This window comes from Thermoanaerobacterium calidifontis (genome assembly GCF_055381745.1).
Genome location: NZ_AP042436.1, coordinates 293,737 through 318,587 on the forward strand (window position 1 = coordinate 293,737; position 24,851 = coordinate 318,587).

Below are 24,851 nucleotides of genomic sequence, written 5' to 3' on the forward strand. Positions count from 1 at the left end.
GATTCCTCCTTTAATTTTTGGCATAAAAAAACCCTCTCAAGGAGGACAAACATATAGATATGCAGCAATATCGTTCCTCCTTTTTAGCCTCACTGGACTAATTTTAAAGGGTCTTATTAAACTACAAAAATTATAACATACAAAAATAAGATTGTCTATATGATATTTTAAAGTTGCAATTATGCTGTTAAAACAAAAGTGTATTAAACGTCTAAGGATTACAAGAATTTTTTATTGGAATGATTTGAAAAATGTTTTAAAATAAAAATGTAAAGATTTTTGATTGGATGTGGATATTTAATGATAATTAAATTAAAAAATAAAAAGTTACTATATTTATTTATATTGATGAATATATTGATAATAATTTTATCATCAATAATAATTTCTAAATATTTCATCTATAAACATGAATTGGTTTATCTTTACTATTATGCAAATCTAATGGATGAAAATAGAGCAATTTTAGAAAGTGTGAAATTTAAGGATTTTCATGATGAACAATTGATAGAAGATAGTTATAAGAATTTAGAGCATTTTGTTCAATATAATAATTTATATATTTTAAAAGGTAAATTGAATAGTAAAAATGTTGGATATTTTGAATATGGTTTCCTTCATAACATAAAAGAAGCAACAGATAAAGTTATTAGTGATATACATAATAATAAAGTTAATGTACAGGATGAAAGTTATATAAAAGATATGTCAAATAAATATGATATTTTATTTAATGAGTATCTTAAATTTATTAAGGAATCAAACTTTGTAAATTTGAAATATCCAAGACTTGAAAGTACATCAAGAATATACGAAGTTATGAATAATATTTCGTCTAAGTTTATTAATGCCAAATAATTGCAGAAAGAGGCTTAGTCAAGCCTCTTTCTGAATCTTAATACGGCGATTAAGAGCAATGCAAATCCCATAGATGTCATAATTATGATTTGGTTTAATAATATGTTTGCGCTTATTCCTTTTATTATTATTCCCCTCAATATGTCGAGAAAATATGTGAGTGGAATGACATCACTTATTGCTCTTATGACAGAAGGCATTTGTTCTCTTGGAAATATGAACCCTGATAAAATTATTGTGGGCAAAAGCACCATGAAAGCGCCTTGCATTGCCTGCGTTTGAGTCTTTGCTGCTGTTGATATAAGCATACCTATAGCGAGAGCGCATATTATAAAGTCAAAGCCTAAAAGAAGCAGTAAAAATATGCTGCCATTTACAGGAACGCGGAACCAATAAATGCTTAAGGCAAGAACCATTAGAAAATCTGTATATCCGATTAGAATATATGGTATCAATTTTCCTATCATAAGTTCTACTGACTTTATAGGCGTCACGATAAGCTGTTCCATTGTGCCTTTTTCTTTTTCCCTTACTAAGGCAAAAGCCGTCAATATTATCGTTATGTTCTGCATTACTAATCCTAAAAGTCCAGGTATGGTAAATGTCAATGTGTTTAAATCAGGGTTGTATTCGACTTTTGTACTTAAGTCTATGCCTATATTAGGTATGTGCATACCTTTCTTAGACAATTCTTCCTCTGTATTTTTGTTTGAGAAGTACTGGGCCACCATTATACCGCTTGATAGTGCAGTCCGTGCTGTTGTGGGATCGGAACCGTCAATTTTAAGCAATACGTTTGTCATCTTGTTTTTATATTGTGAGAAATCTGGCGGAATGATAAGTCCCGCCTTTACTTTTCCTGTATCAATGAGATTGTTGAGTTCATCAATATTATCCACATAATATTCAGGATTGAAGTACAGTGAATTTCTATATGCATTTATGAAATCTCGACTTTCCTGCGTCTTGCTTTGATCAAATACTGCCATTGGTATATGGTCTACTTCTGTAGATACGGCGTATCCGAAGAGAAAAAGCATAGCAAGAGGCATTACTATTGATATTACTAAACTTGGTTTATCTCTCTTTATCTGTATAAATTCCTTTTTTATTATGGCAAAAAGCCTTGAAATACTCATATCTACTATCCTTTCATTACAATTTGTCCATACCGCCATGCTCATTGACGTATTTTATAAAGACATCTTCAAGGTTGTTTGAATTGTTTTCTCTGACGATTTCTGAAGGTGTGCCAAACGTCAAAAGATGGCCGTTAAACATGAATGCGACAAAATCGCTTTCTTGAGCTTCTTCCATGTAGTGTGTTGTGACTAATACAGATAGCCCTTCTGATGTAAGTTTTTTTATTGTGTTCCAGAAAAGTCTCCTTGAGACAGGGTCTACACCTGATGTTGGTTCATCAAGTATGATGAATTTAGGATTGTGCAAAAGGGCACATCCAAGAGACAACCTTTGCTTCCACCCTCCCGATAGTGTGCTGACTATTTGGTTTTCACGGTCATGTAATTCCATCATGTCGATTATGATTCTTTCTCTTTCGGTTCTTTCTTTTTTGTCAAGCCCATATATACTGGAGTAAAAGTCCATATTTTCCTTAACAGTTAAATCCTCATAAAGGCTAAATTTCTGTGACATGTATCCGATGGACTTTTTTATCTTTTCACTTTCTTTTACAATGTCAAAGCCCAGGACTGTGCCGTGACCAGATGTGGGTTTTATTATTCCACATATCATTCGTATCGTTGTTGACTTTCCAGATCCATTTGGGCCTAATAGGCCGAAGATTTTGCCGGACGGAACTTTAATTGAAAGCTTATCTACGGCAGTGATGTTGCCAAAGCGCTTTGTCAAATCTTTTAATTCTATGACGTAGTCCATTTTATCACCTTCATCATATAGTCACATCTGCCAGCATTCCAGGCTTTAATTCTTTAACATTGTCTTTTATTTGTATTTTTACCTCATATACGATGTCCTCTTTTGAAGACTCTGTAGTAGCATTTTTGGGTGTAAATTCACCATTTGGAGAAATGTACACGACTTTACCGCTTATTTTCTTATTAATGAAGTTTACGCTTATGGCAACATCTTTATTAAGGGATACTTTGTACAAGTATTTTTCTGGGACGTATATTTTAATCCAAAGATTGCTTAGATCAGATATTTCAGCTATATTACCGCCTGGAGTTATGATTTCACCTGCATTAAAATATGTGTCTGTAATAGTACCGCTAATAGGAGATGTTATGACACCTTTTTTAACCATTAGATTAGACAGATCATAGGCTGCTTGAGCTTGCTCTACTTTAAGATTTGCAATGTCGGCCTGTTCCTTGGGTCCATTTTTGATTTGTTCGTAATTTAATTTTGCCATATCGAGAGCTGCTCTTGCTTCTTTTGCCTGTTCTTCATATTGGCTGACATCAAGCAAAGCTATCTTGTCTCCCTTTTTAACTTGTTCACCTGGACTAACGTATAAATCTAAAATGCGTCCAGATATTTCTGATTGAACGCTTACTGTTGTTGCTTCAATTGTTCCAGAGTATTTGTTTTCATTTGAACTTGTATTTGAACATCCTGAGATGATGAATATTGATATGACTAATAATGCTATAAACACCATTAAACGCTTCATAGGCTACTGCTCCTTTCTCGATTTTATGCCATTCATAAAGATCTCCACGATTGTGCTGATTTCTTTGTCCACATCTTTTGATTTTTTGTCATCGGGGAAAAATTGCTGTTCTGCTATAAGCATCATTATAGAGCCAAAAAGCGAGCGGACAACAGTACGTGGAGGCAAATCCCTAAATATGCCTTTTTCAATGCCATTCTGATAAAATTCTTCTCCTATTTCCAGTGTCTTTATTGCAACGTGTTCCACCAGTTTTTCGCGTATTTTTTCTTTTGTCAATGCTTCTGTGCCTATCACTTTGATTATTGAAAAATTTTTTGAGATCATTTCATACCTGTCTTTCAGTAAATCTGCGAGAATTTCTTCTTCTGGTTTTTCAGAGTGAAGAACTTTATTTAGAGGCAATACGATGAACTTTTCAGAAAAAAATTGGATTGCTTTTGTGACGATGGACATAAGTATATCTTTTTTTGTTTTAAAGTACCTAAATATAGTTCCTTCTGCGACGCCTGCATTTTTGGCAATTTCGCTTGTCTTTGTGCTGTCAAATCCTTTTTCGCTAAAAAGTTCAATTGATGCATTTATGATCTTTTCTTCTGTTGAAATATCATCTTTTTTCATTTATACACCTCCAAGTGAGTGCTCACTCATTTTTATTTATTATATTCTACTATGAAAAGATTGTCAATATGACAAAATTTAGATTGTACTATCAAAGTGTATTAAGCTTATAAACAAACTGGCAGTAATATGTATGATAATCATTTTTTATGAAATACTAATTTTAGCAAAATTTAATATTGCTTTATTTGAACAAGGAGGGTTAAATATTTATGACTGTCGAAATGAAATCTATGGATGGAAATACTGCTGCAGCGTATGCATCATACGCTTTTACAGAGGTTGCTGCCATATACCCCATCACTCCGTCGTCGCCAATGGCGGAGAGTGTAGATGAATGGTCTGCACATGGCAAAAAAAATATCTTTGGAGATACGGTTAAAGTGGTAGAGATGCAATCAGAAGCAGGTGCCGCAGGAGCGGTACATGGATCGCTACAAGGAGGTGCACTGACGACTACATACACAGCATCACAAGGTCTTCTCCTTATGATACCCAATATGTACAAAATTGCAGGTGAGCTTTTGCCTGGTGTTTTTCACGTAAGTGCCCGTGCCATAGCAGCACATGCCTTATCTATCTTTGGAGACCATCAGGATGTGATGGCATGTAGGCAAACAGGATTTGCACTTCTTGCGTCAAACAGCGTTCAAGAAGTGATGGATTTAGGGTGTATTGCACACTTTAGCGCAATTAAGTCGAGAGTGCCATTTTTGCACTTCTTTGACGGTTTTAGGACATCCCACGAGATAAAAAAGATTGAAGTTATTGATTACGAGGATTTAAAAAAGCTTGTAGATTATGATGCAATAAATGAATTCAGGAATAGAGCGCTAAATTCTGAACACCCGGTGGTAAGAGGAACTGCCCAGAACCCTGACATATACTTTCAAGGAAGAGAAGCAGCAAATAAATTTTATGAAAAGGTACCAGATGTAGTTTCATTCTATATGGAGAAAATAAAAGAATTGACAGGTAGGGAGTATCATTTGTTTGACTACTACGGGGCAAAAGATGCTGAATACGTAATAGTAGCGATGGGCTCTGTATGTGAGACAATTGAGGAAACGATTGATTATCTTTTGGGGTTAGGCGAGAAAGTTGGACTTGTAAAAGTTAGGCTTTACAGGCCGTTTTCAGAAAAGCACTTTTTAAATGCTGTCCCAAGCACAGTCAAGAGGATAGCTGTATTAGACAGGACAAAAGAGCCTGGGTCTATCGGCGAACCTTTATACCTTGATGTGGTGAAAGCATTTTTTGGCAAACAAGATAAGCCTATAATCGTAGGAGGCAGATACGGTTTAGGTTCAAAAGATACGACTCCTTCGCAAATCATAGCAGTGTATGAAAACCTTAAAAAGTACAATCCGATAGATAGATTTACGATAGGAATAAAAGATGATGTGACGATGACGTCTTTAGATGCAGGCAGATTAATAGAAACTGTGCCGCAAGGAACTGTAAGCTGCAAATTTTATGGCTTGGGCTCAGATGGAACTGTTGGTGCAAATAAATCTGCCATAAAGATAATAGGTGATAATACAAATCTTTATGTGCAAGGTTATTTTCAGTATGATAGCAAAAAATCAGGAGGAACTACCATATCTCATTTGAGATTTGGCCAGAAGCCTATAAAATCCAGTTATCTTGTGTATCATGCCGATTATATAGCATGCCATAACAAGTCTTTTATTTACAACTACGACATTTTGAAGGGACTAAAAAACGGTGGAACCTTTGTCTTAAACTGCCCTTGGAGTGAATCAGAACTTGACGAAAAGCTTCCAGCATCTATGAAAAGGTACATTGCCAAAAACAAGATAAATTTTTATACAATTGACGCCATATCTATTGCAAGAGAAGTAGGCTTAGGCGGTAGGATAAACATGATAATGCAGACGGTATTTTTTAGGCTTATCAATATAATACCATTTGAAGATGCCATTAGGTACTTAAAAGAATCTATACAAAAGACTTACGGCAGCAAAGGGCAAAACATAGTCGACATGAATATTAAAGCTGTTGACAGGACATTGGAGTCTTTGCGAAAAGTTAATGTTCCGGCTTCATGGGAAAATGTCGTCGAAAATGAAGATTTTGTCAAGGATGAACCGGAATTTTTGACCAAAATACAAAAACCTATGGCCAAAAATGAAGGCGATGATTTGCCCGTAAGTGCTTTTTCAGGCATGGAAGATGGTACATTTCCATTGGGAACAACAGCATACGAGAAGCGTGGCATAGCTGTAATGATTCCGCAGTGGCAGATAGAAAAATGCATACAGTGCAACCAATGCTCATTGGTATGTCCTCACGCTGTTATAAGACCGTTTTTGTTAAACGATGAAGAAGTGAGAAATGCACCGCCTACTTTTGAGACCAAAAAAGCGGTAGGTAGAGGGCTTGAAGCGTTTCAGTATCGCATTCAGGTAAGTCCCTTAGACTGTACAGGATGTGGCAACTGTGCGGATGTGTGCCCAGCACCTGGAAAGGCACTTGTGATGATGCCAGCAGAGGGAGAAATAGAAAATCAGGTTGACAATTGGGAGTTTGCTGTAAAGATTAAGCCAAAAGATAATGTGATGGAAAAGACTACATTGAAAGGCAGCCAGTTTTGTAAGCCTCTCTTTGAATTTAATGGAGCGTGCCCTGGCTGTGGAGAGACTCCTTATATAAAGCTATTGACGCAGTTGTTTGGCGATAGGATGATAATAGCAAATGCCACAGGGTGTTCTTCAATATACGGCGGAAGTGCACCATCAATACCATATACAACTAATGATTTAGGCAAAGGACCTGCGTGGGCAAATTCTCTTTTTGAGGACAATGCAGAGTACGGATATGGCATATATCTCGCAAACAAGAAAATAAGGCAGAGGCTTGGGGAATTAATCTCTGAAGCGCTTAAAACTCAGATACCTGATGAATTGAAAAATGCTTTTGTAGAATGGCTAAACAATAAGGATGATGGTGAAGCATCTCAACTTGCATCAAGTAAAATCATAAATATAATTAGCCGTGAAAATTTAAAATCTAATAAAATAGTACAGGAGATATACAGACTGAAAGATTACCTTGTCAAGAAGTCCCATTGGATAATAGGTGGTGATGGGTGGGCGTATGATATAGGTTTTGGAGGGCTGGATCATGTGTTGGCATCTGGAGAAGATGTAAATGTGCTTGTGCTGGATACTGAAGTTTACTCAAATACAGGAGGTCAGTCGTCAAAATCTACACCTACAGCGGCTATTGCAAAATTCGCAGCATCCGGCAAAAAAATAAAGAAGAAGGATTTAGGTTTGATGGCTATGAGCTATGGATACGTCTATGTGGCTCAGATTGCCTTGGGTGCAAATATGAATCATACGGTGAGGGCAATTGCTGAAGCGGAGAAATATAAAGGCCCTTCACTTATAATCGCCTACTCTCCATGTATAAATCACGGTATAAAATCAGGAATGGGTACAAGCATTAAAGAAGAGAAAAAGGCAGTTGATGCGGGATATTGGCACCTTTATAGGTACAATCCGGAGCTTAAAGACGAAGGGAAAAATCCATTTATATTGGATTCGAAAGAACCGACAGCGTCTTACATAGACTTCTTAAAAGGCGAAATAAGGTATTCATCATTAGAAACACTTTTCCCGGATTTGGCGCAAAAGCTGTATGATGAGTCTTCAAAAGACGCAAAAGAAAGATTTGAAATCTACAAGTCTCTTTCACAACTTTAAAAAGTATGGCCTCGGTTGCTGAGGCCATACTTTTACTTTTCGTTTTCATCTACCCATTCTTTTGCGTTTATGACTTCTATCTCATTTGGGATAGGTACTTTTGCCTTGCTGGCATTTTCTTTAATATTCGCCCATGAGGCTGTTTCATGCTTTTCAATAGGTTCTTTATAATATTTTTTGCTTTTTCTTATCATAATATCAACTCCTTAAAATGTAGTATAATCATTGTGTACTATTTTATTATGCAAATTTTAGGGGGTTTTTACATGATTATAAGAGGGCACCATCTTTTGTGTATGTTAGGCTTTAAAGGCTTAGGATATGATGAAGAATTTATCAAAAACATGGATAAAATCGTGAAAAAGCTTAAAAATGACGGTGATGTGTTTATAAAGCTTGTGGATAATGTGGATAACATTTGTGAGCAATGCCCAAATAATTTCTCTGGTGTGTGCAAAAATGAACATCATAAAGACAGCATTAAAGAGATGGATGATGCTGTGCTCGAAAGCATTCACATAAAACCTGGAGAATCAATGAAATATAGCGAGATTATGGCTAATATAAAGTTATTTATGACCGAGGATATTATGAATGATATATGCCGTAATTGTAGTTGGAAAGAATATGAATATTGTGTGGATGGATTGAAAAATTTAAGATGATTAAAAATGTTAGTATTTTTTTAATTGTGATTTAATGTTAAAATAAAATCACAAGGGAAAAAGGAGGAAGTGGAAATAATATGACAGTAAGGAGTTTTTTAAAATTAGTGGAGATACAGACAAAGGCTGCCAGCGTAACACCGTTTATGTTGGGAACCGTATATACATTGTACGCTTTTCATGAATTCAAAGTTGTTAATTTTTTAATTATGTTTATATCACTCATCTCATTTGATATGGTTACTACCGCAATTAATAACTATATGGACTACAAAAAGGCAAATAAAACTCACGGGTATAATTATGAGAAACACAACGCAATTGTAAGAGATAATTTGTCTGAGTCAACCGTTTTAATAACTATAGTTGTACTTCTTCTTATAGCGTCTGTCTCAGGATTTATACTTTATTTGCGTACAAATTTAGTAGTGCTTTTGATTGGCATGATGTCATTTGCAGTTGGTATTTTGTATTCATTTGGGCCCATACCAATATCCAGGATGCCACTAGGTGAGATTTTTTCGGGCTTTTTTATGGGATTTGTGATTGTGTTTTTATCTGTTTTTATCCATGTATACGACAAAAATATAGCTTATGTTACATACAGCGATGGCATTTTCAATGTATGGTTTGATATATCTGTTGTACTAAAAATTTTCTTTATATCGTTGCCAGCGGTAATGGGAATTGCCAATATCATGCTGGCCAACAATATATGCGACATTGAGGACGACTTAGAAAACAGGCGCTATACACTGCCTATCTACATAGGAAAAGAAAAAGCCCTAAAATTGTTTAAGGCTTTATACTATATTTCATACATTGACATTGTGGCCCTTGTGATTTTAAAGGTGCTGCCTTTGTTGGGGCTTATTGTATTGTTGACATTTGTACCTGTAAATAAAAGCATAAGAAGATTTTACAAAGTCCAGACAAAGAAAGATACATTTCCACTGTCTGTCAAAAACTTTTTGATGATGAATATTGCAGAGATAATCGCTATAGGGCTGGGATTACTTCATTGATTCTGCTATTTTTAATAATTGCTCTTCTGAAATGCCTGCTGCTTCCATTTGGTATATAATATCATCTTCTATCCAGACTATTTGGAGATATTTCACGCTTTTTTCTTTGTCTTTATTTAAAGTATTTGCATCTTTTAAATAGTACGACACTATAATACCTTTATTTTTATTAATTGTGGTGTAATCCAGTTTTTCTCTTTTTGCTGATTCTGGTATGTCTAATAAATTTTTTAGATCTATTGTACCTGCGATTTGGCTTTTTAAATAATACGGTAAAAAAGGCAAACTTGATACAGCGTATTTAACTTTGTTTTTATCAACTCCAGCTGGAACGTCTATTTTTGGAATTTTTCTAATTTCAAAGCTAAAATTTATTGAACCCGGAAAATTATATTCATTACTATTATCCATGTGAATATATACTATTTTATAAAAATCTATTCTGAAGTTTTTACCTTTTAAGTTTTCTGGGAATACATTATTGTTTTTATATGATTTTATAAGTTTATTAATAGCATCTATATTTAACTTAAATTCGATTATTTGATTTCCATAAATGCTACTTTCTATCTTATTAAGATTGCTCAGAATGTTATTTTCCTGTGGCAGTTTGAAATTATAATTTACGTCAGATTTGAGCTTGTATAAATCGTTTAGTTCATATTCATATTTTTTTTCTTTATCATCTTTATTTACCTTTAGATACCCTAAGTGTTTGAGATCAATATATTTATTTCCATCTTCAGATAATTGTAACATTATTTTATTAAAATAGTCAGGTGATATGTAATCAGTCTGGTAATCATATGTTCTTAAATTGTTTAAAAAATTCCTAGTATTTGGGAATATGGACAACAATGCTATAACAACAGCAAATCCTATTCCTATTAATGCAGTTCTATGTTTTTTAATCATAAATTAATTTCCTTTCTATGTATTTATGGTATTAAAATAAGGCAGATAAGAAATATCCGTTATTTCTTATCTGCTATTTTTGTAAAATGAAACATAAATTAAACAATTTAATCACTAGTTAGTACGGCATTTGCTATATCAATTCGAGAATTACTGCTATTCATGTTTTTCCAAAGAAATACATATTTTCCTTTTGGTAAATTCATAAAATTTACTTTATGATCACCAGCAGAATATATAATGCTATAACTAATCACATATTTTGTCGGATCTTTTTCTATTTCAGTCCTGTGGTTTACATAGTCATCTATTTTGTATACACCTAAGAATAAATTAACGGGATTTCCACTTGCCTTAAAAGAAATATGGAAATCGTCCTCATAAAATGGAAGATCTGATCCATCAGAATAAAAGCCAATTCCACTTTGCGTCGTCCAAGCCACTTCGCCTTTTACTAGGTAGAAGTTAGGTATTGAATAATTATATGCTGTTTGAGGCTCAATGGAATTAGCATTGTTCGGTCGGACATCTCCTTTCTGCGGATTAACAGTTATTATAGAATCTGCAGTACTTTTATTTAAATTATCCGATGCAAGTGCAACCGATGTTGATATAAGTAACACTAAACATAGCAAAATTGATACTAACTTTTTCATTTAAACCATCCCTTCAACTATTATTGAACTCAGAATGGCCATTCATATGTTCAATTAATATTATATATTCTAATCATGCAGTTGAGAAGTTATTGAATTCGCCGATTTTTTTATCAATATATGTCGAACTATGTCGTAAGTTTAAGCGATTTCGTTCAAAAATGTGATTATTTTTATTACAGTATATTTCCACAAGTATCTAAAATACCGGCATTTATGGCGTTTAAAATTAAAACAATATCATTTTGTGCTTTTAACTTGATTTTTAATTTTTCAATATACCTTCTTAATGTAGCTTCAGATATATTCATTTCCTTAATAATTTCTTTCCTATTCAAGCCATTTGCTAAATATGTTAAAATCAATTTATCTGATAGACTTAGTCTACTGTTGATAGTAGTATAAATCTCATGTCTATACATAATTATTTCTTCAATATAATTTGAGATATTACTTAATATAATATTTCGTAGTTTGTTGTATGATTTGTTTACTACAGTCATGTCAATGTATGCAATTATTTTTTCACTGTAGTAATCTATGATAGGTGCTGCAGTACAGTACCAATTACTGAATAATCTGCAATAATGATCTTTTCCATTTATTTCAACTTGCTTATTCGTTTTTATTGCTAAATTAATTGCATTTGTACCGCAATCTTTAAGTCTCATGCTAATACCTTCCGTAAAGTGCAATGCATCAAAGTAATTTTTTAGCTGTTCATCATATATTAACTTAACCACATAACCATCTGTATCGCATATTATAAAAAAATAACCTTTTTTTACTAAGTTGTCATATATATGATTTTTCCTTATTAAATTTTCTATTATTGAGATTATGTGCTTATTTTTGTCTTTACGTATTGCAAGTTCTTCATTAGACAGTACTTTATCAAAGAACTTTATATTTGGGCTTACATTTATGAGTAATGACTCTCCGTATGAATTAATTAATTCTTCACATCCTTTTTCAACAGACAGTATACTTTTCATAAATTTTACCCTCCAAAATTTAATTTTTTTATTTATTAATGTCCACATTACAAATCCCTTTTTTCAAATTTCCTTGTTCCGTAATACAGCAAAAAACAGATATAGAAGGCGATATACACAAACATGGCAGGACTTGGCTGTGAAGTACAGCCAAAAGGCCCTTGGGCAAGAAAGCTTAAGCCTGTATTTTGAGTGAGAAGCTCTGCATTCATCTTTCTAAATATCACATCTGTAGGTAAAATTAAGCTTGTGATAATACCAACATTTGAAAGACCTTGACTTGTCGCATCTGTGAAAAATGATCCCATTTGTTCGAGAATGCCACCTATCATTGCGATGCCGTATGTCATGACAGCTAAAACACCTGTATTTACAGTTGACATTATTGAACTTGAGGCGACTACTAATGATAAAAGGACTACTGGACCAAGGTCAAAAAAGAATAATGCACGGAAGACGTTTCCTAATCCTAAGTATACTTTCGTGCCAAAAGCGATATTAAGTCCTATTACTGAAAGAAACAACAATGTGCTATATACAGTGATAATTATGCTAAGCCCTATAAATTTGCCAAGCACGTATTCATGCCTCTTTAGAGGTTTATACAGTAAGGCATATATAGCACCACTTTCAACATCGCCTGACACAGCACCTACAGATGTAAGTACTATCAAAAATGCGATTATAAAATTTGAAAAGTAAAGCCCTGCTGAGAGAAGCTGTGATTCAAGTAATATCTTAGCTATGTTTGGCGTATTGTTTATAACTTGATTGTTGTTATGAAAAGCTAAACTTAATCCATAGCCATAAATAAAAAGATATCCTACTGTAAGTATTGCAATTAGGAGGAATGCACGCTTTTTAATCATCTCTTTGATGGTGTATTTCGTTATTGTCAGCATACATCCTCATCCTTTCCAACTATATTTATAAACAGATCTTCCAATGAACTTGTTTTTGAATCCAATTGATACAGTTTTGCACCGGAATCTACCACAATTTTTGCAATCTCAGGAATACTGTCTTTATCTTTTACTTTAAATGTAAGTTTGTCACCTTTTAATACAATGTCATAGGCTAGATTAGATATCTTTTCGATTAATTGGCTGTCATAATCTGATATAACCATCTCTACATAGGTATTTTTACTTAACAAGTTTTCAAGCTTTCCCTCTGCTATTACATGCCCGTGATTTATAATTGCGACTTCATCGCATACCATTTCCACTTCACTTAATAAGTGACTGTTTAAAAACACCGTCTTGCCGTCGTCTTTTAGTCTTTTTATTATCTCTCTAACATCTATTCTGCCAACAGGATCAAGGGCTGATGTGGGTTCATCTAAAAAGATTACTTTTGGATCATTTAAAAGTGCTATTGCAAGTCCTATCCTTTGCTGCATACCTTTGCTGTAATTTTTTACTTTTTTATTTTCATGTCCTTTAAGCTTGACCAGTTCAAAAAGTTCTTCAATTTTTTTATATGGGTTTTTCATTTTGCATAATTCTGCATGAAATTTCATCAATTCTTTTCCTGTCATCCAATCATGATATTTAAAGTTTTCAGGAAGAAATCCGATTTGCCTTTTTGATTCTATAGTGCCGATGGTAAAGCCATTGATCCAAGCAAAACCAGAGGTGGGGTATAAAAGCCCTACCATAGTTTTTACAAATGTGCTTTTTCCAGCACCGTTCGGACCGAGAAATCCAAAAACCATGCCACTATCGATAGAGATGTTTACATCTTTAAATCCGCCTTTGCCATCAAACTGTTTTGTAAGGTTTTGAGTCTCTAGTATCATTTCATCACCTCATTGATTCTGCTATTTTTATAAGCTCATCTGGTGAAATATTGTTTCCGCTGAACAAATATATTACACCATTATCATTTAATGCAAGATTTGAATATACCTCTAAAATATCGGAACCTTGGAATTTTTTTGATATTACAATTCCTTTGCTGCCGTTTATAGTAACATCTTTTATATCATCTGTATCTGACACAGGAAATGGTATTGTGGTTTTCCAGTCTTTTATGCTGGCTATTTGATTTCTAATGTCGTCTGGAATGAATGGCATATTTATGACAGCATCTCTTACTTTTTCAATATCGACACCATCTGGTACGATTATTTCAGGGGTTTTCATTATATCAAGTCCGTAGCTTATATTTTTTGGAGAATCTGATTCATTTTTATCTATAGAAGATATATGCACACTATTGCCTAAAATTATTTTAAATGTCTTTTCATTTAAGTTCTCTGGCAGCAGCTTATTTCCTCCGAATGTCTTTATTAGATTATTTATCTTATCTACATTTAATTTAAATTCAACAGTTTGGCCTTTCTCTACATAAATGCTGTCTCTTAATTTGAAGTTGTCCACATCTTGAGGGATTTTAAAATTGTAGCCAACATATGATTTTATTTTATCCAAGTTGTTTTTACTAATTTCTTTGGATGAACCATAGTCACCAATTACTTTAATATCGCCGTACTGCTTTAGGTCGATTTCTTTATTTCCTGCTTGATAGAATTTATTTTTTATATCTTGTAAATCATCAGGTGTTATTGCTACAGCTTTAAAATTATTAAGTCTAAACAAGCTTAAAATCTCGGCTTCTGCTTTTTGAACAGGTGGCAATGCTATTGATGCTGCAATTACTGCTGCCGCAGCGGATACTGCTATATATTTTTTGTATTTTCTAAACATATTAAATACACCTCTTTCTTTTTTATTGATCTTTTTATTTAGATTTTCCCACGCTTCATTGAGATCGATGGAACTCGTCTTTAAGGCGTTATCTAAAAAGCTATTTAAATTTTTAAGCTCATTAAGCTTGGCTGAACACTTTTCGCATGTATCAAGATGTTTTTTTAGCTGTTCTTTTAGTGATTCATCTATTTCACCGTCTAAGTATGATTGCAATATTCCTTCATCGAAGCACATGTGCTACACCTCCTTTTCATAAAGCTCTTTAAATTTCTTATGGGCTCTTGCTACAGTTGCTCCAACAGACGATTTTTTTATTCCAAGTGATATGGAAATTTCTTCATAACTGTAACCTGAGTGTTTCAGCACGAGACAAAGCATATCTCGCTTATCCATTTTAGACAAAACTTTTCTAACTTTGTCTATCTCTATTTTTTCAATTGCTATGTCCTCAGGTGATATCAAATCGTCATTAAACTGAGATACTTTTATTTCCCTTGACTTAAGGTTCTTTTCTGAGCGGATGAAGTTTAGTGCTTGATTAATAGCCACTTTCGACAACCAGCCTCCTATATTTTCATCGCTGTGGGGAGGGTTTTTAATTAACTTGATAAAAACTTCCTGTGCAATGTCTTGTGCATTGTCATCATCATTTATGATAAGAGCTATTTGTCGATAGATCTTAAAGTAGTATTTTTCAAAGATATCTTTGAATGAATCAAGTATTTTGAACACCTCCCACATGAAACTTACACTATATAAACACACCAGAGAGGAATTTTGTGACACAAAAAATTAGTACTTTTGGACAGTTGACAAATTTATGTAATAGTCTATTATAGTTATTAAGAGAATTACCGGTAAGCTATCGGGCATCAAAAGTAAAGTCAAACAATGCATTAAAGATTTAAGAAAACCTTCAAAATACAATGATTATAATACTTGCAATTTGATTTTCAAAATGTGTTTTTGCACGATAAGTATAGAGCTTTATAGTCTAAATGCGTGTACCATAAAATTTTGGATGTCAATAAAAATTTAGGAGGTTTTTTTATGAAGCACTTTTTTATAAAACTATTAGCGGTTATTTGTACTATAGTGTTTATAATTGGCTCGAATTTATCAGCGTTTGCGAGCGAAAATAAAACACAAAATGTGGAGCAAATACCTACATCAATGTTAAACTTTGATACGGATACTGCTGCTAAATTTAAATTTGAATTATCAGAGGTAAGTGACAATGTTCAGCTTTCAAAAGGTGTAAACATTGAGACTATAAAGAAAGGACTTCAAAGTGCGGTAAACTCTAAAGATGAAATGAATAGTGTTGTGCCTCAAGCTTTAACAGATCCATATGAACCAAACAATAATTCTGACAGTGCTAAATCTATTTCATATAACCAGTATATGCTTGCAAATATTGATGCCGTAGGCGATGAGGACTGGTATAAGATATATTTGACCGCCAGTTCTGATCCTAATGAAATAGTTGCATTTTTACTTAAAGATATTCCTGCTGGCTGTGATTATGATTTATATGTATTCGATCCTAATTTCAATTATGCAGCGTCACAAAATTCTGGTAATAGCGATGAAAGGATATATATACAGGTACAAACAACAGGAACATGGTATGTTGTCGTAGTACCTTATAGTGGATACGATGACAATGCGAATTATAAACTTTTTGTAGGAGATGCATGGCAGAACGGGACAACAGGATGGAGGTCAACAAATATGACATTTAATTTTACATCTAGTAATGTAGGTACAATTTTACCATATCAGATATTTGATTTAAGCAATGACGCAAGTATCCCAGACACAGCTGTTGTACAGTATATACAGATCGACAGTACTGGTGTTGGAAGTTGGTCAGGACAGCATAAGTACATTTATTCACCACAGACACGAGTTCGATATGAAACTTATCCAGGATTGGATTATGTTCTAAATATTCCCGAAAATACTTTATCTGTAAAACAACAATGGGGTATTTCAACTGGAATAGAACATCTTTTTACTCCAACCGCAAAATGGACTCCGAATATTTATTTCGCGTATAAATATATTATTCAATAACGGTGTAGGTATTTACGCTAATGTGCCGATATATAAAATGCGGTGTAAATCGTACTAACAAATATAAAAAATCAAATGAAAGAAAAATATATTTGTGTAAGATGAGGATATGTTGTTTAAATAATATGGTATATTCCTTTAAAAAATATGGAGGTGAGCGTTTTGAGAGTAGAAGCTTATAATACGTATGCATCAATAATTTACCAAGGCAATAAAGTTAACAAAAGAATGCCTAACTTTGCGCCACAAGACAGTTTATATGCAGAGAGTCTAAACGACGAATCTAAACAGCTTAAAAATGTATATTATGACGTGAGTGAATTTAACCCTTTGAATTTTTTAGGTACAACATACACAAATTCAAAAGCTATTGAATCAGCACAAGTTCAAGAAAATTCTATTAACTTAACACCCGGAACCACAGTAAGCCTTGGTGAATATTCTGGGCAGGATGTTGTATTGCATGTTGGTGATAGTTCTATTAGCATGTTTTGGGGTTCAAATCCGATAGGCAGTGATTATAGCAAAAGAATCACGGATTATATAAATCAGATGATAAATTATGCTGTTGATAAATACGGATTTCCTGACATGTCAAAATTAACGAAAGAACAAGTCGCTCAACTTTGGAAAGTTGAAAAGAATCAACAAAATGTTATATATAAATTAGGGGGACCAGAAGAATATGATTATTTAACCAAAATAGGCGGTGCAGTAGACTGCTTAATACGTGTAGCGAATGGCCAAATGCCAATGGCTTCGTTAAGTCATGACGTGTATGAAAAAATCAAAACAGGTTTGGATAAAATGGGGATAGATACTTCAAGACCATTTTATGTTAATGGACAGAAATTTGTATTTTCAGATGACGGAGTTTTGAGATATGCTTAACATATACTTTGTAGGAAAAGCCTGACGGATGCCGTTGGGCTTTTTTTATCACTACAAACACTATCCCCTACCCAAACATATAATGTATTGTACTTCTATTTGTAATATGTTCTTTTTAAATTTGCCTATATTATATCATTAATTGTTTAAGCTGTGAAGCGGTGCAGGGATTCTTCCGCCTCTTTCTATGAAATCTTTTGGCGAAAAACTGTTTACTTTCATAACAGGTGCATGGCCTAAAAGACCGCCGAATTCCACATAGTCACCTTCTTTTTTATCGGGAGCTGGGATAATCCTTACAGCGGTCGTCTTCTTGTTTATCATGCCTATTGCCATCTCGTCGGCTATTATGGCTGATATGGTCTCGTAAGGTGTGTCACCTGGAATCGCGATCATGTCAAGCCCAACTGAGCATACGCACGTCATGGCTTCAAGTTTTTCTATTGATAAAGCACCTGCCTCAACAGCTTCTATCATTCCAGCATCTTCACTTACAGGTATGAATGCACCGCTTAATCCGCCAACGTACGATGATGCCATGACGCCGCCTTTTTTTACAGCGTCATTTAAAAGTGCCAGTGCAGCTGTTGTACCATGTGAACCGCATTTTGAAAGTCCCATTGACTCAAGTATGTTTGCTATACTATCGCCTATTTCTGGCGTTGGAGCCAAAGATAGATCGAGAATTCCAAATGATGTATTTAACCTTTGTGCTGCAAGACGCCCTATGAGTTCACCAGCACGAGTGATCTTAAATGACGTCTTTTTTATTGTCTCAGATATTTGACCGAAATCGGCGGTTTTTGGAAGTTTTGAAAGAGCTGCTAATACAACACCTGGTCCACTTACACCTACGTTTATGACGCATTCACCTTCACCGACGCCGTGAAAAGCGCCTGCCATGAACGGGTTGTCTTCAGGCGCGTTGCAAAATACTACAAGCTTCGCAGCACCTATGCCGTCATTTTCTTTTGTTCGATACGCTGTATCTTTTATGATTTTTCCCATCAAAGCTACTGCATCCATGTTTATGCCTGCTTTAGTCGTCGCTACATTTACAGATGAACAAACTCTTTCTGTCTCACTAAGAACCTGTGGAATTGAATTTATAAGGTTTAGGTCGCCATCTGTAAATCCTTTATGTACTAAAGCGGAATATCCACCTATAAAGTTTACGCCTACATTTTTTGCAGCTTTATCAAGTGACGAAGCTATTTTAATAAACTCATCTTTTTTAATATTGTCTGCAACGATGGCTATAGGCGTCACAGATATGCGCTTGTTGACAATGGGGATGCCAAATTCAGATTCCAATTCTTCGGCTACCTTTACGAGATTTTCGGCTTTTCTTGTTATTTTATCGTAGATCTTTTCAGCGATTTTGTTTGCATTATCTCCTGAACAATCTCTTAAACTTATGCCCATGGTTATGGTCCTTATATCAAGCTTTTCCGATTGAACCATCCTTATAGTTTCTTCTATTTCTTCAAAAGCAAAGCCCATTTCAATCATTCCTTTCAGTTAAAACAATTAGGTTTATAATCTGTGCATTGCTCTAAATATGTCTTCTTTCTGAATGTCGATTTTGACTCCAAGATTTTCGCCTAAATTTTTAAGTTCTTCTTTTAATATGTTAAAGTCATTTGTAGAATTTTTTATATCAACTATCATGATCATTGTAAAGATGTCTTTTAATATTGTTTGGCTGATGTCTAAGATATTGATGTTGTTTTCTGCTAACAATTTTGATACATTGTAGATTATTCCCACTCTGTCGACACCAATTACGGATATTATGGCCTTTTGTTCACTCATAAAAAACACTCCCTCCATATTTGTACATAGTATACTATATGATGAATTTGCATGCAATACGTAAATGATAATAAAATCTCAAAGAAATTAGGTGGGAATAAAGCATATCCCCACCTTAGATTACTTTTGGATTATGTTTGTGGCACCACATTGTTCCATTGTCTCTCTTATTTTAGACAGTTCTTTCTTAGGTGCTTCGACTGTAATGAGTATTCCGGAGTCAACGTCATCTGTATAGAAGTCTGTATAAGGCCTTTTTTCACCTAAGCCTTCTCTTTCAGACTTTATATCTATAGCGTTGTCAACCATAAAATCCATATCCTGCACAGATTTTTTCATGTCTGTTATGATCATGTCCTTTCGATCGAAACCCATCTTTTTTAAACTGTCGACTAACGCGCTTGCCTTATCTTGAGTGGGAAATACAGCCGTTATTTTCATAAAAACACCTCCACATTCTAATATTCCACACAATAGATTTAAATATAAAATTCGTTTTCTTTCTTTTGTTTTGTATTTACTTTGTTAAATTATTGTGGTATACTATCATTTAGTACCACCCCCTATATAGGGGATATGTCTTTGGCAAAAGGTGGTGACGAGATGGAAGCGAAAGAAAACATAATAAATAGATATGAAAAATTAGCTGAAGAAGAGGACAATTTAAGCTGTGGTGGTAAAAATATCGTTTTGGCAGATTTAAAAGAAGGAGAAAATGTCCTTGATTTAGGATGCGGCAGAGGAAATGACGTTTTAAATGCTGCGAAGATAATAGGTGAAAAAGCAATTGCAGTAGGTCTCGATCTTACTGAGAGGATGATCGAAGAAGCAGAAAAAAACAGAAAGAAACTTAATGTAAAAAATGCTGAATTTGTCGTAGGGGATGTAGAAAACATACCACTTCAAAGTGAAAAATTTGACGTTGTCATAAGCGACTGTGTAATAAATCATGCAAAAGACAAAGAGAAAGTCTATAAAGAGATTTACAGGGTTCTTAAGACTGGTGGGAGATTTGTTGTTTCAGACGTTGTATCAAAAGACAGACTTCCAGATGAGATTGTAAATGACCCTGAAGCTTGGGCCGATTGCTTTGGCGGGGCTATTCCGGAAGAAGAATATATAAAAGCTATAAACAATGCTGGATTTAAAGAGATAGAATATCTTAAAAAGCGTGAATACATGAAAAACGGTTATCCTGTTGCAAGTATAACGATCAAAGGTATTAAAAGGTAGATATCTTGCATTAAAAGGAGGTGATTTAGGTGAAAGCTGTAACAAATAAAAATTCAAATTGCTGCACAACACAAAATAGCAGCGTAGCACAATGCTGCTCAAAGTCATCGAAGCTGGTTGTAGGCTGCCATGACTAAAAAAATGCGGTAGATCTTCTACCGCATAAATTAAGGAGTGATTTTATTGTACTTTAGTAAGTATAACATGATTCTGCCTTTTAGTGAAGAGAAAAATAATTTTATTATTTTAAATCTGCTATCAGGCAGTTCAGATATTGCTTCAAAAGATGAGGTAGATAAACTTTATGACATAAAATCGGGAAAGGATGTTTACGACATCGATTTTCTCGATTATGTAATTGATAGAGGCTATATATATGAAGAAAAAGAGCATGAGGATATAAGGATAAAAGAAGCGTACGAAGAATTTAAGGAAATAATGGATGAATCGCCGACACAAATATTGCTTGTGCCAACATACGGATGTAATTTTTCTTGCATCTATTGTTATGAAAGAGGCATACCGACAAAGAAAGATTTAATAACGAAAGAGGCTGTTGATGCCTTTTTTGATGATATAAATGATAGGTTTAAATTGGAGAAGGTAAAGCCGTACATTACGCTCTTTGGAGGAGAGCCTTTTATAGATACAGATGTTCAAAAAGACATCATTAATTACATTGTAGAAAAGAGCAAACTGTACGGCTATGAGATAGCTGCAGTTACTAATGGTTACAATGTATTAGAGTATATAGATATCCTTAAAAAGGGAAATGTGAAAGAAATACAGGTAACTCTTGATGGGCCGAAAGAAATTCACAACAGGCGAAGAAAGCTATTAGGCGGTGGAGATAGTTTTGAAAAGATTCTATTGGGAATTGACAGCCTAATCGAGAATGATATGCCTGTGAATTTAAGGGTTGTGGTGGATAAAGACAATTATTCTTATCTGCCGGAGTTGGCAGAAATTCTTGATAAAAAAGGGTATCTCCATCTGGATGGCAATAAATTCAAGACGCAGATAGGCAGAAATTATGAGCTTTTTGAATGTTCTCTAAACCATCAAAGCCTTATGTCACAAGTAGAACAGTGGGCTACATTTGTAGAGATGTCTAAAAAGTATCCTATACTGAAAAAATTCCATAAACCAGATTTTAAAGGCATGAGGAATATCCTTGTTTCAGGGACTATGTATTCTCCAACTTTTGATACTTGCCCAGCAGGCAAAAAAGAATGGCTTTATGATTTATACGGTGATATATACGGATGCACTGCAAGCTGTGGCAGGAAAGATTATCGCTTAGGTACTTTTTATCCTGAGAGAAGGATTTTTGATGATAAAGTATTACAGTGGAAAGAGAGAAATGTCCTGAATATACCACAGTGCAAAGAATGCCCTGTAAGCTTAGTTTGCGGCGGAGGCTGTGGAGTCGTCGCTAATGAAAGAAATGGCAGTGTATTATCTCCTGATTGTAGAGATATAACAAAACTGTATCAATTAGGTATCGAATATTACAAGGATGAAGTCTTAATTCAAGATTAAAAATTTTAAGGAGGATGTATTTATGGTAAGAGAAATAAATGCTAATGAATTTGAAGAGGTTGTTTTGAATTCTAAGAAACCAGTTGTTGTAGACTTTTATTCTACTGATTGTCCACCATGTGCTCAACTAAAACCGATATTTCACAGATTAGCCGAGGTATACAAAGATCACATGGAATTTGTAGAGATATACAGGCAAGGCAATAAGGACTTTGCGTTAAGCCTTGGCGTAAAAGGAAGCCCTACGCTTTTGTTTTTCAAAGATGGCAAAGAAACTGGTGAGAGATTAAATGGATATATTTCAAAGCCAGATCTTCGCAAGGCAGTAGAAAAGGTGATAGGTTTTTCACTTTTGGACAAAGAACCAGAGAAGGTGGAATGCGATGTTCTCATAATGGGGGGAGGACCTGCAGGTCTTACGGCTGCTTTGTACTCAGCGAGAGCAAACTTAAAGACAGTCGTCATAGATGAAGCAACTACAGGTGGGCAAGCAGCCAACACGTATTATATAGAAAACTATCCTGGAACAGAAGGGCAGATTGAAGGAAAGAAACTGACTGAAAACATGAGGAAACAGGCGGAAAGCTTTGGAGCAATCATTGACGATTTAAAAGAAGTATTCGAGATTAAGCTTACTGATGATGAGAAATTTGTAAGGACAGAGGACAAAATATACTATCCTAAAGCGGTTATAATAGCTATGGGCGCACAGCCAAGAAAACTTCCAGCAGAAGGCGAAGCTGAATTCAGAGGAAAAGGCATTCATTATTGTGCAATATGCGATGGAGCAATGTATGAAGGAAAACACGTAGCTGTAATAGGAGGAGGCAATTCTGCTATTCAGGAAGCATTGTACCTTGCAAACATCGCCGACAAAGTTACGGTTATACACGAATTTGATAATTTACAAGCTTCAAACGTGCTGCAAGAAAAAGCCTTTACCAATCCTAAGATAGACTTTATTTGGGAATCTCACGTTGTAAAGGCAAATGGAGATGGAATGCTTAAGTCGCTGACGTATAAGAACTTAAAGACAGGTGAGCTTAAAGATATAGAAGTCGATGGTGTGTTTGTCTACATCGGCCTTACACCAAAGACAGATATATTTAAAGGAATCCTTGAGCTAAATCAGTACGGATACATCAAAGCGAATGAGGATCTAATGACCAATGTGAAAGGCGTATTTGTCGCTGGTGATATAAGGGATAAGAAGATAAGGCAAGTGGTCACTGCGGCTGGTGATGGTGCTACCGCTGCTATAAGCGCAGAAAGGTATATACAAGAGCTGTGATTTTGCATACTTTTTAAAAGTATGAAAGGAGATAATGATGGAGTGCTGCGAAACAAAGTACATGGAAAATTGCATGATATGCGGGAAGCCGCTCATGTATTTAGAAAAGCCAGTATTGAAAAGATGCGAATACTGTGGTACAGAAGAATTAACTCTTGCCCACTGTACGGATGGGCACTACGTTTGCGACAAATGTCACGCAAAGGACGGCGTTGAGGTCATAAAGGATTATTGCCTGTCTACGGATTCTAAAGATCCTATGGAAATCGTGGAAAATATCATGTCAGACAGTAGGATACCAATGCATGGGCCAGAACATCATGCATTGGTTCCTGCAGCAATAGTCACTGCTTACAAAAATTTGACAGGAAAAGCTTCTGATGAGGATATCTTAGAGGCAATAAATCGTGGGAAAGAGATACCTGGCGGAGCATGCGGCTATTATGGTGCCTGTGGTGCAGGTGTTGGAATCGGTGTTGCTATTTCTGTCATTTACAAAGCGACACCTCTTACACCTCTTAAAAGGACTAAGGCTCATTTAGCTGTTGCAAATGCCCTTAAAAGCATCGGTGAAGCTGGTGGCGCCAGATGTTGCAAGAAATGCACAAGGATATCAATAGAAGAAGCGGTAGAATTTTTTGAGAAAGAATTGAATGTCAAATTTCCTGAAACTTTTGAAAGGATAGATGACTGTAATTACTCAAAGAGAAACAGGGAATGCTATTATATGTGCAAGTACAGAAATGTGGAAAAGTCAGAAAGGAATGTGAAGTATGGATCTTGACATTACTAAAGAAGTGGCTTATTCATTTGCTGAAGCTGTGGAAAAGGCTAAAGAAGCCTTGAAAAGCGTAGGATTTGGAATATTGGTAGAGATTGATATGAAAGATACGATAAAAAAGAAAATAGGCAAGGACATGATGAACTACGTCATACTCGGTGCATGCAACCCTACCTACGCATACGAAGTATTAAACATTGACCCCGAAATAGGTCTTTTGCTGCCTTGCAATGTGATTGTGTACGAAAAGAGTGATGGTGGTGTAGTCGTATCGTCAATTGATCCTTTAAAGGCATTACCTTCTAACGATGAAAAATTGTCTAAAATAGCATCTGAAGTTGCTGACAAGTTGAAAAAAGCTGTAGATATGCTGTAGAATAACA

The 24,851-nt window shown here is 34.7% G+C and carries 26 protein-coding genes; 11 read left to right on the top strand and 15 right to left on the bottom strand.

Features of this window, described 5'->3' with window-relative positions:
* Positions 1-300 precede the first annotated feature (300 nt).
* A complete protein-coding gene (locus ACZ42G_RS01535) occupies positions 301-858 on the top strand; it encodes a hypothetical protein (protein WP_464851113.1) in 558 nt (185 codons plus the stop codon).
* Between the two features lie 14 nt (positions 859-872).
* Here the strand turns inward: ACZ42G_RS01535 and ACZ42G_RS01540 are convergent, their stop codons facing one another.
* The 4 genes from ACZ42G_RS01540 to ACZ42G_RS01555 are packed head-to-tail and all read right to left on the bottom strand — an operon-like array spanning position 873 to position 4,135.
* Positions 873-1,997, bottom strand: coding sequence for an ABC transporter permease (locus ACZ42G_RS01540; RefSeq protein ID WP_085112784.1), 1,125 nt, complete (start codon positions 1,995-1,997; stop codon positions 873-875).
* Between the two features lie 16 nt (positions 1,998-2,013).
* A complete protein-coding gene (locus ACZ42G_RS01545; protein WP_464851114.1) occupies positions 2,014-2,757 on the bottom strand; it encodes an ABC transporter ATP-binding protein in 744 nt (247 codons plus the stop codon).
* Between the two features lie 13 nt (positions 2,758-2,770).
* The gene (locus tag ACZ42G_RS01550) at positions 2,771-3,514 is read right to left on the bottom strand and encodes an HlyD family secretion protein (protein WP_464851115.1); all 744 of its coding nucleotides are present in this window, start codon (positions 3,512-3,514) and stop codon (positions 2,771-2,773) included.
* A 3-nt stretch (positions 3,515-3,517) separates the two neighbouring features.
* Entirely contained in the window at positions 3,518-4,135 is a 618-nt protein-coding gene (locus ACZ42G_RS01555) for a TetR/AcrR family transcriptional regulator (RefSeq protein ID WP_045408834.1), read from the bottom strand.
* Positions 4,136-4,347: 212 nt separating this feature from the next.
* On the opposite strand from ACZ42G_RS01555, the gene nifJ reads away from it, so the two are divergent.
* Positions 4,348-7,866, top strand: a complete 3,519-nt coding sequence (nifJ, locus tag ACZ42G_RS01560) for a pyruvate:ferredoxin (flavodoxin) oxidoreductase (protein ID WP_150200797.1) — start codon at positions 4,348-4,350, stop codon at positions 7,864-7,866.
* A gap of 32 nt (positions 7,867-7,898) precedes the next feature.
* Here the strand turns inward: nifJ and ACZ42G_RS01565 are convergent, their stop codons facing one another.
* A complete protein-coding gene (locus ACZ42G_RS01565; protein WP_013787058.1) occupies positions 7,899-8,060 on the bottom strand; it encodes a CDIF630_02480 family spore surface protein in 162 nt (53 codons plus the stop codon).
* A gap of 72 nt (positions 8,061-8,132) precedes the next feature.
* Here ACZ42G_RS01565 and ACZ42G_RS01570 point away from each other — a divergent pair, with 72 nt between their 5' ends.
* A complete protein-coding gene (locus ACZ42G_RS01570) occupies positions 8,133-8,531 on the top strand; it encodes a DUF1284 domain-containing protein (RefSeq protein ID WP_150200798.1) in 399 nt (132 codons plus the stop codon).
* Between the two features lie 80 nt (positions 8,532-8,611).
* On the top strand, positions 8,612-9,556 hold the full coding sequence (gene menA / locus ACZ42G_RS01575) for a 1,4-dihydroxy-2-naphthoate polyprenyltransferase (protein WP_150200799.1): 945 nt from the start codon (positions 8,612-8,614) through the stop codon (positions 9,554-9,556).
* On the opposite strand, the gene ACZ42G_RS01580 is transcribed toward menA, so the two are convergent.
* The 7 genes from ACZ42G_RS01580 to ACZ42G_RS01610 form a co-directional block, all read right to left on the bottom strand.
* A complete protein-coding gene (locus ACZ42G_RS01580) occupies positions 9,545-10,471 on the bottom strand; it encodes a hypothetical protein (protein WP_150200800.1) in 927 nt (308 codons plus the stop codon). The two genes, menA and ACZ42G_RS01580, sit on opposite strands and share 12 nt — an antisense overlap.
* A gap of 107 nt (positions 10,472-10,578) precedes the next feature.
* The gene (locus ACZ42G_RS01585; RefSeq protein ID WP_464851118.1) at positions 10,579-11,094 is read right to left on the bottom strand and encodes a hypothetical protein; all 516 of its coding nucleotides are present in this window, start codon (positions 11,092-11,094) and stop codon (positions 10,579-10,581) included.
* Between the two features lie 209 nt (positions 11,095-11,303).
* Entirely contained in the window at positions 11,304-12,122 is an 819-nt protein-coding gene (locus ACZ42G_RS01590; protein ID WP_096233551.1) for a LuxR C-terminal-related transcriptional regulator, read from the bottom strand.
* Positions 12,123-12,169: 47 nt separating this feature from the next.
* On the bottom strand, positions 12,170-13,024 hold the full coding sequence (locus ACZ42G_RS01595) for an ABC transporter permease subunit (RefSeq protein WP_464851119.1): 855 nt from the start codon (positions 13,022-13,024) through the stop codon (positions 12,170-12,172).
* On the bottom strand, positions 13,018-13,923 hold the full coding sequence (locus tag ACZ42G_RS01600) for an ABC transporter ATP-binding protein (protein WP_274893886.1): 906 nt from the start codon (positions 13,921-13,923) through the stop codon (positions 13,018-13,020). The genes ACZ42G_RS01595 and ACZ42G_RS01600 overlap by 7 nt, the downstream gene beginning before the upstream one ends.
* 4 nt (positions 13,924-13,927) lie before the next feature.
* A complete protein-coding gene (locus tag ACZ42G_RS01605) occupies positions 13,928-15,070 on the bottom strand; it encodes a DUF2275 domain-containing protein (RefSeq protein WP_085112775.1) in 1,143 nt (380 codons plus the stop codon).
* A gap of 3 nt (positions 15,071-15,073) precedes the next feature.
* Complete coding sequence (locus tag ACZ42G_RS01610; protein ID WP_150200842.1) at positions 15,074-15,568, bottom strand: RNA polymerase sigma factor SigX; 495 nt, start codon at positions 15,566-15,568, stop codon at positions 15,074-15,076.
* A gap of 318 nt (positions 15,569-15,886) precedes the next feature.
* Between ACZ42G_RS01610 and ACZ42G_RS01615 the strand changes: the two genes are divergently transcribed.
* Positions 15,887-16,915, top strand: coding sequence for a PPC domain-containing protein (locus tag ACZ42G_RS01615; protein ID WP_464851121.1), 1,029 nt, complete (start codon positions 15,887-15,889; stop codon positions 16,913-16,915).
* A gap of 147 nt (positions 16,916-17,062) precedes the next feature.
* Complete coding sequence (locus ACZ42G_RS01620; protein ID WP_464851122.1) at positions 17,063-17,806, top strand: hypothetical protein; 744 nt, start codon at positions 17,063-17,065, stop codon at positions 17,804-17,806.
* A gap of 138 nt (positions 17,807-17,944) precedes the next feature.
* Here ACZ42G_RS01620 and ACZ42G_RS01625 read toward each other — a convergent pair whose 3' ends face one another.
* The 3 genes from ACZ42G_RS01625 to ACZ42G_RS01635 form a co-directional block, all read right to left on the bottom strand.
* Positions 17,945-19,309 (bottom strand): DUF711 family protein, encoded by a 1,365-nt coding sequence (locus tag ACZ42G_RS01625; RefSeq protein ID WP_464851123.1) that lies wholly within the window; start codon positions 19,307-19,309, stop codon positions 17,945-17,947.
* 33 nt (positions 19,310-19,342) lie between these two features.
* Positions 19,343-19,621 (bottom strand): ACT domain-containing protein, encoded by a 279-nt coding sequence (locus ACZ42G_RS01630; protein ID WP_014757843.1) that lies wholly within the window; start codon positions 19,619-19,621, stop codon positions 19,343-19,345.
* Between the two features lie 120 nt (positions 19,622-19,741).
* Entirely contained in the window at positions 19,742-20,062 is a 321-nt protein-coding gene (locus tag ACZ42G_RS01635; RefSeq protein WP_464851124.1) for a hypothetical protein, read from the bottom strand.
* 141 nt (positions 20,063-20,203) lie between these two features.
* Between ACZ42G_RS01635 and ACZ42G_RS01640 the strand changes: the two genes are divergently transcribed.
* The 5 genes from ACZ42G_RS01640 (at position 20,204) to ACZ42G_RS01660 (ending at position 24,844) form a co-directional block, all read left to right on the top strand.
* A complete protein-coding gene (locus tag ACZ42G_RS01640; RefSeq protein ID WP_464851125.1) occupies positions 20,204-20,854 on the top strand; it encodes a methyltransferase domain-containing protein in 651 nt (216 codons plus the stop codon).
* Between the two features lie 204 nt (positions 20,855-21,058).
* Positions 21,059-22,396 carry a radical SAM/SPASM domain-containing protein gene (locus ACZ42G_RS01645; RefSeq protein WP_235062560.1) on the top strand — a complete coding sequence of 446 codons (1,338 nt, stop codon included), beginning with the start codon at positions 21,059-21,061 and terminating at the stop codon, positions 22,394-22,396.
* A 22-nt stretch (positions 22,397-22,418) separates the two neighbouring features.
* Positions 22,419-23,687: a thioredoxin-disulfide reductase gene (trxB, locus tag ACZ42G_RS01650; RefSeq protein WP_464851126.1), complete on the top strand. Its 1,269-nt coding sequence runs from the start codon at positions 22,419-22,421 to the stop codon at positions 23,685-23,687.
* Between the two features lie 37 nt (positions 23,688-23,724).
* A complete protein-coding gene (locus tag ACZ42G_RS01655) occupies positions 23,725-24,471 on the top strand; it encodes a DUF5714 domain-containing protein (RefSeq protein ID WP_464851127.1) in 747 nt (248 codons plus the stop codon).
* Positions 24,461-24,844, top strand: coding sequence for a DUF302 domain-containing protein (locus ACZ42G_RS01660; RefSeq protein ID WP_464851128.1), 384 nt, complete (start codon positions 24,461-24,463; stop codon positions 24,842-24,844). Before ACZ42G_RS01655 ends, ACZ42G_RS01660 begins: the two co-directional genes overlap by 11 nt.
* Positions 24,845-24,851 lie beyond the last annotated feature (7 nt).